This window comes from Enterococcus avium (assembly GCF_002891025.1).
In the GTDB taxonomy this organism is placed as follows: Bacteria; Bacillota; Bacilli; order Lactobacillales; family Enterococcaceae; genus Enterococcus_A; species Enterococcus_A avium.
In genome coordinates, this window is sequence record NZ_NBSL01000002.1 from 3,060,276 (window position 1) to 3,073,043 (window position 12,768).

Sequence of the window (12,768 nt, forward strand, 5' to 3'; positions counted from 1 at the left end):
CGTTTAATTTTTTATAAGTTGTTTAGTCAGTAAGATTGAATTAGTATTGAAAGCAATTAAAAAGCTGGAATTACGCAGTGGGAGGGTAAGTCCGCATAAAAAATAATAGGAGTAAGAAGGAGGAATTTATCAATGGAGTTAACAAAATTGCAAAATGGCTCAGATATTCGTGGAATCGCTATCACGGCAGAGGATAAAGTCAAAAACTTAGGTATTGAAGAAACCCGTTTGATTGCAAATGGCATTCTTAATTGGTTGTCGAATAAAGGGGTCCCGCGTCCCTTTAAAATTGGGATCGGACATGACAGTCGCTTAACTGGACCAGAGTTAAAGAATGCCATGATCGCCGTTTTTGAGGCGGCAGGTTGCGAAGTGTTGGATTTTGGGTTGGCTACGACTCCGGCCTTGTTTATGGCGACACAGTTTGAAGAGTTTGCCTGTGATGCGGGGATCATGCTGACAGCGAGCCACTTGCCTTTTTATTTCAATGGGATCAAGATATTCAGTCAAACTGGCGGTGCCGAGAAAAGTGATATCGCTTATATTTTGACGCACACTCAAGTAAGTAAAGCAGCAGATGGAAGTGTGAAGCAAGCAGATTTGTTGTCACGTTACGCGGCTGATCTAGTTGAAAAAATCCAACGCGGCAGCGGAAATGAACAGCCATTAAAAGGACTGAAAATTGTTGTTGATGCTGGCAATGGTGCCGGCGGTTACTTTGCGGATAAAGTTTTAGCGGTTCTAGGTGCTGATACTAGCGGCTCACAATTTTTAGAGCCTGATGGTCATTTTCCAAATCATATTCCGAATCCTGACAATAAGGAGGCAATGGCGAGTATCAAAAAGGCTGTATTAGACAATCAAGCGGATTTAGGCGTGATTTTTGATACAGATGTGGATCGTTCGGCGATTGTTTCAAAGGACGGGCAGATGATTAACCGAAATAATTTGATCGCGGTTTTATCTGCGATTGTTTTGCAAGAGCACCCCGGCAGTACGATTGTGACAAATTCTCCAACCTCGGATCATTTAAAAAACTTTATCGAGGAAAAAGGCGGTAAGCAATATCGCTATATTTCTGGCTATCGCAACGTCATCAACAAGGCAATCGAACTGAATGAGGAAGGCATCGATTGTCAATTAGCGATCGAGACTAGCTCCCACGCGGCGTTCAAAGAGAATTATTTTTTAGATGATGGCGCCTACGTGATTGCAAAAGTATTGATGCTGTTGCCGAAATTACAAAAAGAAAATCGTGAGTTGACCGATTTGATGGCGGAGTTAGAGCAGCCTATAGAAACCCTTGAGATTCGCTATGCAATTGGCGGAGAGAATTATAAAGAGTGTGGTCAGAAAATGATCGACACCTTCCGGACTGAACTACCAAAACAAGCTGGCTTTTCTGTAAACCCAGAGAATCAGGAGGGTGTGCGTTTTTCAGTGAATGAGCCTCATGGAAAGGGCTGGATGCTGTTACGATTAAGCTTACATGAGCCTCTGCTAGTCATGCAGGTAGAAAATGATCAAGCGGATCGGATTCAAAAACAATTGCCAATTTTCCGAGAAATCTTGGCACAAGATCCGCAAATTAATTTAATGAAACTTGATCAAGAATTAAATAAGTAAGAATCCTTGCAAAATGTGCCCCTTCGTCTGATGATAAGAATCAGATAAAGGGGCTTTATTTGATAGTCAAAAAAATGATGGAAGGTGATATTATGAAAATCACACTTGATGAAGCGGCAAAAGAAAAACTTTCAGCACATTTAGACTCAAACAAACAATTGCTGTTAACCTTCGAGGATGGTGTAGGTCCTTATTCTCAGCATGCGATGATCCACATGCAAACACAGTTTTCGATCAATATTATTTCTCCTGAGATGGAGAAGGCGGATTATGACGAAAAAATTCCTTCTAATATCGGAGATTTTTGGATCAAAGGGTATTCAAGGGAAGATTTGCAGGAAGAAATGCGAATCAAATTTAATCCAAGACTCAGCGCATTTAGCTTGTCTGGCGAAGGCGGCATGATTGATGACAATTTAGGCTTTAAGGATTTTACCAAAAATTAATCTTAAAAGGATCGCCTTTCATTTTTTTTGGGTTCTTTGATATGATGATAAAAAAGCGTTCAGGAAATCAGATAAGTTCGAGAAATGAGGGAACAGAATGGCAAAAATCATGATCGTAGAAGACGAAGTAGTGATTCGTCAATTGATTGGTGAGGAATTAACAAAATGGAGATTCGACGTTTACCAGACAACAGATTTTAATCAAGTCTTTGATGAATTTGAACAGATCGCACCGCAGCTTGTTTTATTAGATATTAATTTGCCCGTTTATGACGGCTATTATTGGTGCCAAAAAATTCGTGAAGTCTCCAAGGTTCCAATCATTTTTATTTCTTCCCGCAACACGAACATGGATCAAATCATGGCGATGAATATGGGTGCGGATGATTATATTACGAAACCTTTCCAAGTGGATATTTTAGTGGCAAAAATCAATGCTCTGCTGCGTCGCTCTTATAATTACGCAGAAAGCGGCGAAGAGCTGGAGCACAATGGGATTACACTGAACATTGATAATAGCAGCATGACAATCAATGATGAGGTTGTTGATCTTAGTAAAAATGAATACCGTCTGCTATTTATTTTAATGAAACAACACGGAAAAATTCTGAGCCGAGATAAATTACTGCGTGCACTCTGGGATGACGAACGGTTTGTTGATGATAATACATTAACAGTTAATATTAATCGTTTACGTCGCAAAATTGAACAAGCAGGCATTGACGATTATATTCAAACGAAAGTCGGGCAAGGGTACATCGTCCCGTAAATGAGGATCAGCTATGACATTTACAAAGTATTTAAAAGATCGCTTATTGGTTTTGGCGGGATGGGGAGTATTAAGTTTATTGCTGGTTTTTATGGTTTGGTTAACACCGGACTTGCATGGTTTTTGGGACAATCTTGGTTACTTATTGACCTTACAATTATTTTTAGTATTCCTCTTCTTCACACTTGATTTTTATCGGAGAAAAAAATGGTATAAGACATTTGCCAAGGAAGAAAATGCACATCTTCAGCATTTTGTAGAATCGGCCTCCAGTAATGAAGAGCAGCTGATTCAGGAATACGTAAATCAGCAAGTGCGGGAGCACCACCTGATGCTGGAGCAGTTATTAGCCAGTCAAAAAGATCAGAAGGATTATATGGATTCTTGGATTCATGAAATTAAGGTTCCGTTAGCAGCGGTGGATCTGATCTTAAATTCGATTGAATTTGATATTCCCGATGATAAGTTTATCTTATTACAAAATGAGATTCAGCAGATTGATGAATATGTCGAACAAATTCTATATTATTCTCGTTCAGATGAATTTGTGAATGATTATTTAATTCAAGAATATTCATTGAAAAAGATTATTCAACCGATTATACGCAGTCAAGCCAATTACTTTATCCAAAAAAATCTGCAGTTAATATTGGCGGAGCAGGACGCAAAAGTATTGACAGATGCTAAATGGATCGAGTTTATTTTCCGACAGCTTTTAAGCAATGCCATCAAATATACACCTGATCATGGTCAAATAAATATTGAGATTGAAGCCAGAAATGGCGGTATCGCCTTGATACTGCAAGACAGCGGGATTGGGATCCCCTCAGAGGATTTACGAAGAATCTTTGATAAGGGATTTACAGGTGAAAATGGGCGAAAAGCACAGCAGCATTCTACAGGACTTGGATTGTATCTAGCTAAAACCTTGGCGAGCAAGCTGGGAGTCGAGCTGAGTGCAGAATCCACAGTTAATAAGGGAACTACTATGACTTTGTTTTTCCCACGATTAGATTATTATCATGAAGAACGTTAAATTTTTTAGTTTTTAATTGCCAAATTTCCTTTTTTTCGCTAAACTGTTTCAGTTGTGAATTGAAGGGAGTAAGTTTATGAGTATTTTAATTGCCCTAATACCAATGGTAGCATGGGGAAGCATTGCTTTGGTGAGCGGAAAACTAGGCGGGGATGCCAATCAGCAAACCTTAGGAATGACGATGGGTGCTTTTGTTTTTGCATTAGTGACTTTTTTCATCGTTCAACCGGCAATGAATAGTTGGATAATGTTAATTGGATTCTTGTCAGGTCTTTTTTGGTCAATTGGTCAGAATGGTCAGTTTCATGGAATGAAGTTCATGGGCGTTTCGGTTGGATTACCGATTTCAACTGGATTTCAGTTGATTTTGAATACTTTGGCCGGTGCCGTATTTTTTCATGAATGGACGAAGACGAAGGATTTTGTTTTAGGCTTTATTGCGTTGGCATTACTTGTCCTGGGTGCCTATTTAACGGCTCGAAAGGATGACGAAAGCGGTGTGCAGTCAGACGACAGCATGCTAAACTTCGGCAAAGGTTTTCGTGCATTGATCTTTTCAACCCTTGGTTATGGGGTTTACACGATCATTATTACTTGGGCAGGACTTGATCCGTTAGCGATTATTCTACCGCAGAGTGTCGGCATGCTAATTGGTGCTAGCTTTTTTGCTTTTCGTAAAATCAAGGTTGATCGCTATGTATGGCGCAATATGGCTTCAGGTCTCTTGTGGGGAATTGGAAATATTTGTATGCTGTTGACTGTTCAAAATATTGGTCTAGCTATTGGGTTTTCATTGTCACAAATGGGGATTATCATTTCGACTCTCGGAGGTATTTTCCTATTAGGGGAACGTAAAACCAAAAAGGAAATGTACTACGTTATTATCGGCTGTCTGCTGATTATCGTCGGGGGCGTCTTATTAGGCTATATGAAATCTTAATACAACATTTTATTAAAGCTTGCCATAATATTGTTGGCAAGCTTTTTCTATTAAAACAAATAAAAATCGGATACCTCGTATGAAGTATCCGATCACGCTTTTCTATTGTCCGGAGTTTAACTCCATTAATTTTTGTTTTAGGTTGCTTTCCATATGACCAATTTCGATCTCAGCTGCTTGTCGGCGTTCGCGACCTTCTTTTTGGATACGCAAGGTTTCCTCCAGTGTTTCCACCAAGTCGTTTTGTGTTTGTTGCAACGTCTCTAAATCGACGATACCACGTTCATTTTCTTTGGCGGTCTCGATGGTTGAAATTTTCAACATCTCAGAATTTTTCTTCAACAGATCATTGGTTGTTTCTGAAACTTGACGTTGTGCTGTAGCAGCATCTTTTTGACGTAATAGCGTTAAAGCGATGGCTACTTGGTTTTTCCATAATGGAATCGCCGTATTGATTGAAGCTTGAATTTTTTCAGCCAAGGCTTGATTGGTATTTTGGATCAAGCGGATTTGTGGGGCTTGTTGAATCGTGATTTGACGGGCAAGTTTTAAATCGTGCGTTCGTTTGTCTAAACGATCTAAAAATTGCGTATAATCGTTCACCACTTGAACGTCCATTTGATCACCAGAAGCTTGCGCTTTTTCTGTTGCGGCAGGTATTGTTGTAAGCTTCATTTCTTCAATCTTCAATTCAGCTGCGGCAATATAGATATTTAAAGCATCAAAGTAATCTTTATTTTTGTTGTAGAGAGTTTCAAGCATTTGGTTGTCTCTTAATAAACCATCTTTTTCTACATTCAATTTTGTTGCGATTTTATCGATCTGTGCACCGATTTTTTGATATTTCGTTGTGATCTCATAAATCGATTGTTTTACTTTACCAAACATTTTTTGAAAAATATTTCCTTCGCCGACACGTAGTTCATCAGGATTAGCCTCGTTTAAGCGATACATTAATTGATTCAATGAATCACCGATTGGGCCGATATCTTGTGAAGAAACGGTGTTGAGCATTGATTGCGAGAATTCACTCAATTTAGTTTGAGCAGTTGAGCCATAACTAATCACGGCTTGTGAATCATTTACGTCGATTTTTTTTGCAAGTTCCCGAGCCTGCGCTTGTCGTTCTTCAGGTAATTTATCCACTAAGCGGTCAGCTTGTTCTTGTGACTGCAAGTGAGAGATTTCTTGTTGTTGAACGGGGGTTAAAGCATCAGTGCCAAAAGGGTTGCTAAGTAGATCGTCTAAAGTGCTGTCGACCGATTTGGTCTCTGGGTTATTTTCCGGTTCCATTGTGTGTCCTCCTGTTCGAAAAAAATCTAGCTTAAGCTAGATTTTTTGTTGATGTTTAGCTTGATGAACTAGCTTTATTGATCAAAGACTAAGCGAATTCATGAAGCTTTTCTCTTTAGCTATTTTTTGTTTTTAATTTTGTGGTCAGATCAGAATCTTGGTCGAGATTTTTTTTGGCAATTGATATTTCAACATCCATGTCCTCTAAATCTTCGGCAACGAATTGTTGATAATCCTTCACGATTAAATCAGCCATTTGATCAATGATCTGTGCGCTTTCTTCTAGTTTACCATAAACTTCTTTTGACTTAACCTCGTGTCCATTAATTTCGACATAATTGTCGGTTAAATCCACGATGTTTGGCAAGTGTGTATAAAGAAACTGACTCGCCTCAGGCAAACGCTTTGGATCTTTTACCAATTCCTTAAACAATGCTTTCGCCGCTTTCAAGGTTTCGTGACGCAAGTCAATGGCTTTAAGCTTGGCATTCTTTTGAATATTTTGCTGTAAACGTAAAACTTGTTGTTTAGAAAGATTCATTGTTTCGCGGAACAATTCGATTTCACGTTCGCTCATATCCATTTTTTTATAATAAGCTTCTTTTTCTTTGGTCAGAAATGGTAATTCCTCTTTTTGTGGTTGGACCTTTCGCCCTTTAATCCCTCGATAGATCAACCAAAAACCAACGGCCAGCATTAAAAAGACAATATAGTCGCCGAAGTCTCCTTCAAAAAAGGAGAGAATACCGATTGCTGCGATGATGATCGGGAATATTTTCCTTCGCATAATAATCCTCCTAGTCTAGTAATAACCCTTCACATTATTTATTCAAATTACTTGATTTCTTTACACGCTCATCATAGCATGAATTTCTATAGAAATAGTATCGGACTAAAGATGGATTTTTAAGATTTAGAAAAAACATAAGAATTTTCTGTGATACAATAAGGCAGAACCGTTGGATTGAAGCTACTTGGAGGAAAGGTGTCGCAATGTTAGAATATAAAGATTTTGAAGAGAAGACGATAGAACGTAAAGAATTGTTTAAGGGAAAGATTATTGAAGTTTATTTGGATGATGTTGCCTTGCCAATGGGCGGAACAGCAAAACGTGAATTGGTTTTTCATCACGGTGGTGTAGGGATCATCCCTATTACTAAGGAAAATAAAATCATTATGGTCAAACAATTTCGAAAACCGTTAGAAAAAGTGGTATTGGAGATTCCTGCTGGAAAAATTGATCCCGGTGAAGGGCAGTATCCAGAAAGAACAGCCATGAGAGAATTAGAAGAAGAAACGGGTTACCATACTGAAAATTTAACGTACATAAACGAAATGTATTTATCACCTGGATTTTCAAATGAGAAATTATATATTTACGCCGCGACCAATCTGGTTAAAGTCGAAAATCCACGACCACAAGATGACGATGAGGTTCTAGAACTCTATGAATTAACAATGGAGGAAGCGAAGCAGGCGATTCAAGACGGATTAATCTGTGACGCTAAAACAATTTTTGCTGTCAATTATTGGGAACTAATGAAATTTAGAAAGGAAGATTACGCATGAGCCAATCACCCTTGGTGACGCGCAGCGAAATAAGGAAGCGAAAAGAGGAACAGGAGCGCTTGGCAGAAGAGCAACGTAGAGCTGCTGAACGCGCCTATGAAAAGAGAGAAAAAGAAATTAGCAATGTTTATCGGAAAGAATTGAAAAAGAATAAGCCCGTCACTAAATCTCGAAGCAGTGAGCGAATAAAGCAAAAAGAACGCAGCAGCTTTCTAAATAAAGCGATAATTATAGTATTATTGCTTCTGATCATAGTCATGTTGTTAGTATTTTTTGTTTAATAGAAGATAAAAAATTATTAGTAAGAAATAGGGGAATGATTATGAAAATCGGTATTATCGGTGCAATGGAACCAGAAGTAAAGGCATTACGTGAAAGTCTAGAGCATCCATTATCTTGGGAGCAATCAGGTGCGTTATTCATTTCAGGAAGTCTGGGAAATCACGAAGTAATCGTTGTTCAATCAGGAATTGGGAAAGTCTTGGCATCCATCACAACGTCTGTCTTAATTCAGCAGTATAAAGTTAATATGGTGATTAATACGGGAACTGCTGGGGGAATCGGTGCAGGTTTAGCGATTGGTGATTTGGTTATCGCGGATAATGTTGCCTATTTCGATGTTGATGCAACCACCTTTGGCTATAAAATTGGCCAAGTACCTGGGATGCCTTTATACTTTGAAAGCTCTACTTATCTAAAAAGTGAAATGCTAGAGGCGAGCAAGAAAATGAACCAAACTGCCCATGTCGGCTTGATTGTATCAGGCGATACCTTTGTTAGCAGTCCATCAAAAATTTATGAAATAAAAGCAGCTTTTCCTGATGCGTTAGCTGTTGAGATGGAAGGGGCGGCAATTGGACATACGGCCGCTCAATTTGGAATACCATTCTTGATCGTGCGGGCGATCAGCGATATTGCTGATAGTGAAGCTACTGAAACTCATGAAGAGTTTGTTAATCGAACAGGTACATTGTCAGCACAATTAGTGATTGAGTTTGTTAATCACCTAGTTTAGAAAATGAGACTGCAAGAATACGATCAATAAATCTGTCTATCATAATTAGAGGGGGAAATTTTCATGCGTGCATTACTTTCGATTGATTATACCAATGATTTTGTTGCAACTAATGGGAAATTAACGACTGGCGAAGCAGGCCAGGCTATCGAACAAGAATTAGTGTCTGTGACAAAAGATTATTTTGACCAGGGAGACTTCATTGTTTTTGCGATTGATGGTCATGATCCAAGCGATCAATACCATCCTGAAAATCAGCTTTTTCCACCACATAATGTGATTGGTACGAATGGACGTGACTTATACGGATCACTAGCGGACTTTTATCAAGCAAACAAAACAAAGAAAAATGTCTATTGGATCGACAAACGTCATTATTCAGCTTTTAGCGGGACTGATTTGGACATACGTTTGCGGGAACGTGGGATTACAGAGCTTTGTCTGACCGGTGTATGTACGGATATTTGCGTGCTGCACACGGCGGTAGATGCTTATAATTTGGGCTATCAAATAGTGATTCCTGAAAAAGCTGTGGCAAGTTTTGATGCGACTGGACATACCTGGGCGTTGAATCATTTTAAAAATACTTTAGGAGCAAAAATTATCTAAATTAAACCACTCTTAAGAGCAGAATTATCATCTGGTTCTTGAGAGTGGTTTTTCTTTAGGTTCTTCTATTTTAGATAATCTGAAATAAATGTCGCAAAATCCTCAATAACCCCGTTTTGAGCTAAGTTCTCTGCTTCAAAAACAGCGCGGTTTTTCCCACTCGGATCAATGGCGATGATCGTACCGATCTTGGCATTGTGAGCTGCCTGTAGTCCGGAGTATGAATCCTCGATTACTAAACAATTTTCTGGCTTAACCCCAATTTTTTTCGCTGCTATCAAGAAAATATCTGGGGCTGGTTTACCAGGGAAACGCCCAGTGTGACAAACCATTTTTTCGTAGTCAAACCAGTTTCCTAAATTTAGATAGTCAAAATAGAAATCCATATTGACTAAAGGTGAGGCTGAAGCGATCGTCATAGGAATTTTTTCTGCTGCGGCATAATCTAATACATTTACTAATCCTTTAGTAAAATCATTGTGATCAGGACTTTCTAAAACAGATTTTCGATAGTAGGCTTCTTTTTCATCAGACAATTCCTGAACCCTTTTATCTGTTAGGTCTTCTGAAATAAACCTGCGTAGGATCACATCATTGGTTTTGCCATGGATATTTTTTAAAATGTCCTCTTCTGTCATTTCTTTATCTGAATATTTTTGAATCAAATACAGCCAGGCTGCTTCATGCAGATCAGAATCCATGAACATGGTTCCGTTGAAATCAAAAATAATACCCTTCATATATATCCCCCATTTTTTCAAAGATAGTCCTAGTTTAGCATGATTTGTAAATAGTAGATGAAAAAAATTATTTGCAACTTCATATCAATCGTTTTATAGTGAGAAAGAATGAAAAATGGAGATGAACAACATGTTAGACTATTTAGTCATTGCATTTTTTGCTTTTATTGGTGGTACTGCACGCTATTGGTTAGGCGTATGGATTCCTGCCGTGAGTGGATTTCCTTTGGGAACGCTGCTCGTTAATTTATTAGGATGTTTCATTTTTAGTTGGCTTGTGAAGCATATTTTGAGTGATATCGATGTTTCTGCCCGTTTAGTATTAGGAGTTGGCGTTGGTTTTTGCGGAGCCTTAACGACCTTTTCGTCCTTTGCTTTAGATACAATGAAATTAGTGCAATCAGATCAAATTGGCTTGGCGTTTATCTATTTATTGCTATCGTTTTTCGGTGGCCTAGCCATGACTGTACTAGGTGAAATGATCTATCATAGAAAGGTGACGGATTAATGATTGAGACATTGCTTGTCGGAAGCGGGGCAGCAATTGGTGCGATGCTGCGCTTTACTTTAAACAATTATTTTGAACCACAAACAAAGCGCCTGCCAAAATCGACATTTTTTATTAATTTGACAGGTAGTCTATTGTTAGGGATTTTCTTCGGAATGCACCTGTCTGATCCAATCTACCTCTTCTTAGGAACAGGGATCATGGGTGGTTATACAACATTTTCTACCTACAACTTTGAATTATTTGTTTTATGGAAAAATGATCGCTCAATGTTTTATCGTTATCTGTTTGGATCTTACGGACTAGGCATGCTATTAAGCTTTATTGGTATTGTCATTGGTTCGAAGCTATAAAATGAGTCGCGGAATTTCTGCGGTTCTTTTTTTTTCGGAAAGTATTCGCTATAAGCATAACTTCTATAAGTCTTCCTCAAAGTAATTATTAAGAACGTCACAGTTTTTTTAAGAGAATAAGTTTTTTTTGTGATGAAAGCGCATACTATTATTTTTTATGGATGCTAAACTTACGATGTAATTAGGAAAGGAGGATAGCGGATGATCATTGCGGATAAGATGTTCTTCCCAGAATTGGTTGATGTATACGAGGGGACAGGTACATTCGATGCATTAATCGATTATACTGCAAAGAAATTAACAGAACTGGGATTTATCGAAACGACTTATCAAGAGGCTTTAAAAGAAAGAGAGAAGGAATATCCAACTGGATTTCAGACACCATCATTTGCCGTAGCAATTCCCCATACTGATCCAAGCCACATTAAAAAGCCTTTTATTTACATTCTCAAATTAGGTGAGGCAGTAACATTTGGTCAAATGGGAACGACGGATGAGTTTGTAAATGCAAGATATGCTTTTTTTCTTGGATTTAATAAGGGCGAAGATCAATTGCAACTGTTACAAAATTTGATGGCGATGTTTATGGATCAAGAGATTATGAGGCAATTGGAAGAAGAGTCCAGTGAATCAGAAATTTTAAAAATAGTTACACAATTTTTTAAAACAGAAAGCGAGAAGTGAGATATGAGAATTCATGATATTTATGAAGCACCTTTTATTCAAGAAATGTGCGAAGTAACCAAAAATTTATGGCGGAATGGATGGGATGAACGTAACGGCGGCAACATCAGCTATATGTTAGACGAAGCTGAAGTTTGCCTGTATCTTGATTTAGATCATGTGATTCAAGAAAAAGATCTAGATTTTGAGGTTAAAGAATTGGCAGGGAAAATTTTTCTAGTGTCCGCTTCAGGAAGCTATTTCAAAAATATTTGCAAAAATCCAGCGAAAAACTTAGCGATCGTAAAGATTTCTGATGACGGAAAAAGGTTTAAAGTGTTATGGGGACTAGAAGATGGAGGTGTTCCAACTAGCGAATTAGCCTCACATTTAAAATGTCATGCGGTACGATTAGCACACGACCCTGATCATCGGGTAATTTTACATTGTCATTCGATTGCAATTTCTGCGATGACATTTATTCATGATCTAGATGAAAAGAAATTTACACGTTCATTATGGGAAATGATAACGGAATGTCTAGTCGTCTTTCCCGATGGAGTTTCTGTTTTGCCCTGGATGGTGGCAGGAACGGTTGAATTGGGGCTGGCTTCCGCTGAGAAAATGCATGATTCACGAGTAGTGATTTGGCCGCATCACGGGATCATGGGAGCAGGACAATCAATGGATGACGCATTTGGGTTGGTTGAAACAGTTGAAAAAGCAGCAGATATTTATATGAGAGTAGTACAAGTACCAGGGGGCTTCAGGCAAAAAATTACAAGTGATCAATTATGGGATTTAGCTGATCAGTTTGGGGTTACTCCCAAAGCAGGGATTTTAGAAGAACGAAGTCGATAAAAAAGTAGGAGGATAGATTAAATGGTTAAACGATTGAATGTAATTTCAGTGTGTGGCTCAGGAACAGTAACAAGCTCGATGGTGGCTGGCAAGGTAAGAGATTTTTTGGATGATCATGGAATTAAAGCAAAAACAGTTGAAGTGAATCCTGGAGGTGTAGAAGATCAGCTTTCTAGCGGTTCTTGGGATTTGATCGTTCACACGAGTCCTTTAAAAGGAAAATATGACTTACCGACGATCAATGCAGTTGGTTTATTATCTGGTATGGGAGAAGAGGAATTCTTTGACGAACTACTTGAGACTTCTGAGAAATTAGTAAACTAAAGAGAGGAGAAATGAC

Annotated in this window: 17 protein-coding genes; 14 read left to right on the forward strand and 3 right to left on the reverse strand. The window is 38.4% G+C overall.

All coding sequences use genetic code 11. The features are described from left to right. Positions 1 to 132 precede the first annotated feature (132 nt). From AUF14_RS15360 to AUF14_RS15380, 5 genes are all read left to right on the forward strand, one after another. Entirely contained in the window at positions 133 to 1,626 is a 1,494-nt protein-coding gene (locus tag AUF14_RS15360; RefSeq protein WP_049220939.1) for a phosphohexomutase domain-containing protein, read from the forward strand. Positions 1,627 to 1,718: 92 nt separating this feature from the next. Continuing rightward, on the forward strand, positions 1,719 to 2,072 hold the full coding sequence (locus tag AUF14_RS15365; RefSeq protein ID WP_048721746.1) for an iron-sulfur cluster biosynthesis family protein: 354 nt from the start codon (positions 1,719 to 1,721) through the stop codon (positions 2,070 to 2,072). A 97-nt stretch (positions 2,073 to 2,169) separates the two neighbouring features. Then, a complete protein-coding gene (gene sapR, locus AUF14_RS15370; protein WP_049220941.1) occupies positions 2,170 to 2,841 on the forward strand; it encodes a two-component system response regulator SapR in 672 nt (223 codons plus the stop codon). Positions 2,842 to 2,854: 13 nt separating this feature from the next. Next, on the forward strand, positions 2,855 to 3,877 hold the full coding sequence (sapS, locus tag AUF14_RS15375) for a two-component system sensor histidine kinase SapS (RefSeq protein ID WP_049220943.1): 1,023 nt from the start codon (positions 2,855 to 2,857) through the stop codon (positions 3,875 to 3,877). Positions 3,878 to 3,953: 76 nt separating this feature from the next. Beyond that, complete coding sequence (locus AUF14_RS15380) at positions 3,954 to 4,817, forward strand: GRP family sugar transporter (protein WP_049220946.1); 864 nt, start codon at positions 3,954 to 3,956, stop codon at positions 4,815 to 4,817. A gap of 102 nt (positions 4,818 to 4,919) precedes the next feature. Here AUF14_RS15380 and AUF14_RS15385 read toward each other — a convergent pair whose 3' ends face one another. Together AUF14_RS15385 and AUF14_RS15390 are read right to left on the reverse strand one after the other, a co-directional pair. After that, positions 4,920 to 6,110 (reverse strand): toxic anion resistance protein, encoded by a 1,191-nt coding sequence (locus tag AUF14_RS15385; protein WP_016181156.1) that lies wholly within the window; start codon positions 6,108 to 6,110, stop codon positions 4,920 to 4,922. A gap of 115 nt (positions 6,111 to 6,225) precedes the next feature. Continuing rightward, positions 6,226 to 6,897, reverse strand: a complete 672-nt coding sequence (locus tag AUF14_RS15390; protein ID WP_016181155.1) for a 5-bromo-4-chloroindolyl phosphate hydrolysis family protein — start codon at positions 6,895 to 6,897, stop codon at positions 6,226 to 6,228. A 206-nt stretch (positions 6,898 to 7,103) separates the two neighbouring features. On the opposite strand from AUF14_RS15390, the gene AUF14_RS15395 reads away from it, so the two are divergent. The 4 genes from AUF14_RS15395 to AUF14_RS15410 all read left to right on the forward strand — a co-directional run bounded on the left by AUF14_RS15395 (position 7,104) and on the right by AUF14_RS15410 (position 9,303). Then, positions 7,104 to 7,679, forward strand: a complete 576-nt coding sequence (locus AUF14_RS15395) for an NUDIX hydrolase (protein WP_016181154.1) — start codon at positions 7,104 to 7,106, stop codon at positions 7,677 to 7,679. Continuing rightward, positions 7,676 to 7,960, forward strand: coding sequence for a cell wall synthase accessory phosphoprotein MacP (gene macP, locus AUF14_RS15400; protein ID WP_049220948.1), 285 nt, complete (start codon positions 7,676 to 7,678; stop codon positions 7,958 to 7,960). The genes AUF14_RS15395 and macP overlap by 4 nt, the downstream gene beginning before the upstream one ends. A gap of 41 nt (positions 7,961 to 8,001) precedes the next feature. Continuing rightward, positions 8,002 to 8,694 carry a 5'-methylthioadenosine/adenosylhomocysteine nucleosidase gene (locus tag AUF14_RS15405; RefSeq protein WP_049220967.1) on the forward strand — a complete coding sequence of 231 codons (693 nt, stop codon included), beginning with the start codon at positions 8,002 to 8,004 and terminating at the stop codon, positions 8,692 to 8,694. Between the two features lie 63 nt (positions 8,695 to 8,757). After that, on the forward strand, positions 8,758 to 9,303 hold the full coding sequence (locus AUF14_RS15410; protein ID WP_102866113.1) for a cysteine hydrolase family protein: 546 nt from the start codon (positions 8,758 to 8,760) through the stop codon (positions 9,301 to 9,303). Positions 9,304 to 9,368: 65 nt separating this feature from the next. On the opposite strand, the gene AUF14_RS15415 is transcribed toward AUF14_RS15410, so the two are convergent. Further along, on the reverse strand, positions 9,369 to 10,043 hold the full coding sequence (locus AUF14_RS15415) for an HAD family hydrolase (protein WP_049220971.1): 675 nt from the start codon (positions 10,041 to 10,043) through the stop codon (positions 9,369 to 9,371). A gap of 130 nt (positions 10,044 to 10,173) precedes the next feature. On the opposite strand from AUF14_RS15415, the gene crcB reads away from it, so the two are divergent. From crcB to AUF14_RS15440, 5 genes are all read left to right on the forward strand, one after another. Next, positions 10,174 to 10,551, forward strand: a complete 378-nt coding sequence (gene crcB / locus AUF14_RS15420; protein ID WP_016181149.1) for a fluoride efflux transporter CrcB — start codon at positions 10,174 to 10,176, stop codon at positions 10,549 to 10,551. Continuing rightward, positions 10,551 to 10,904, forward strand: a complete 354-nt coding sequence (locus AUF14_RS15425) for a fluoride efflux transporter FluC (RefSeq protein ID WP_016181148.1) — start codon at positions 10,551 to 10,553, stop codon at positions 10,902 to 10,904. Before crcB ends, AUF14_RS15425 begins: the two co-directional genes overlap by 1 nt. 201 nt (positions 10,905 to 11,105) lie before the next feature. Beyond that, on the forward strand, positions 11,106 to 11,588 hold the full coding sequence (locus AUF14_RS15430; RefSeq protein ID WP_102866114.1) for a PTS sugar transporter subunit IIA: 483 nt from the start codon (positions 11,106 to 11,108) through the stop codon (positions 11,586 to 11,588). A 3-nt stretch (positions 11,589 to 11,591) separates the two neighbouring features. After that, on the forward strand, positions 11,592 to 12,428 hold the full coding sequence (gene rhaD, locus AUF14_RS15435; RefSeq protein ID WP_049220978.1) for a rhamnulose-1-phosphate aldolase: 837 nt from the start codon (positions 11,592 to 11,594) through the stop codon (positions 12,426 to 12,428). A gap of 21 nt (positions 12,429 to 12,449) precedes the next feature. Beyond that, complete coding sequence (locus tag AUF14_RS15440) at positions 12,450 to 12,752, forward strand: PTS sugar transporter subunit IIB (RefSeq protein ID WP_016181145.1); 303 nt, start codon at positions 12,450 to 12,452, stop codon at positions 12,750 to 12,752. Positions 12,753 to 12,768: the final 16 nt, after the last annotated feature.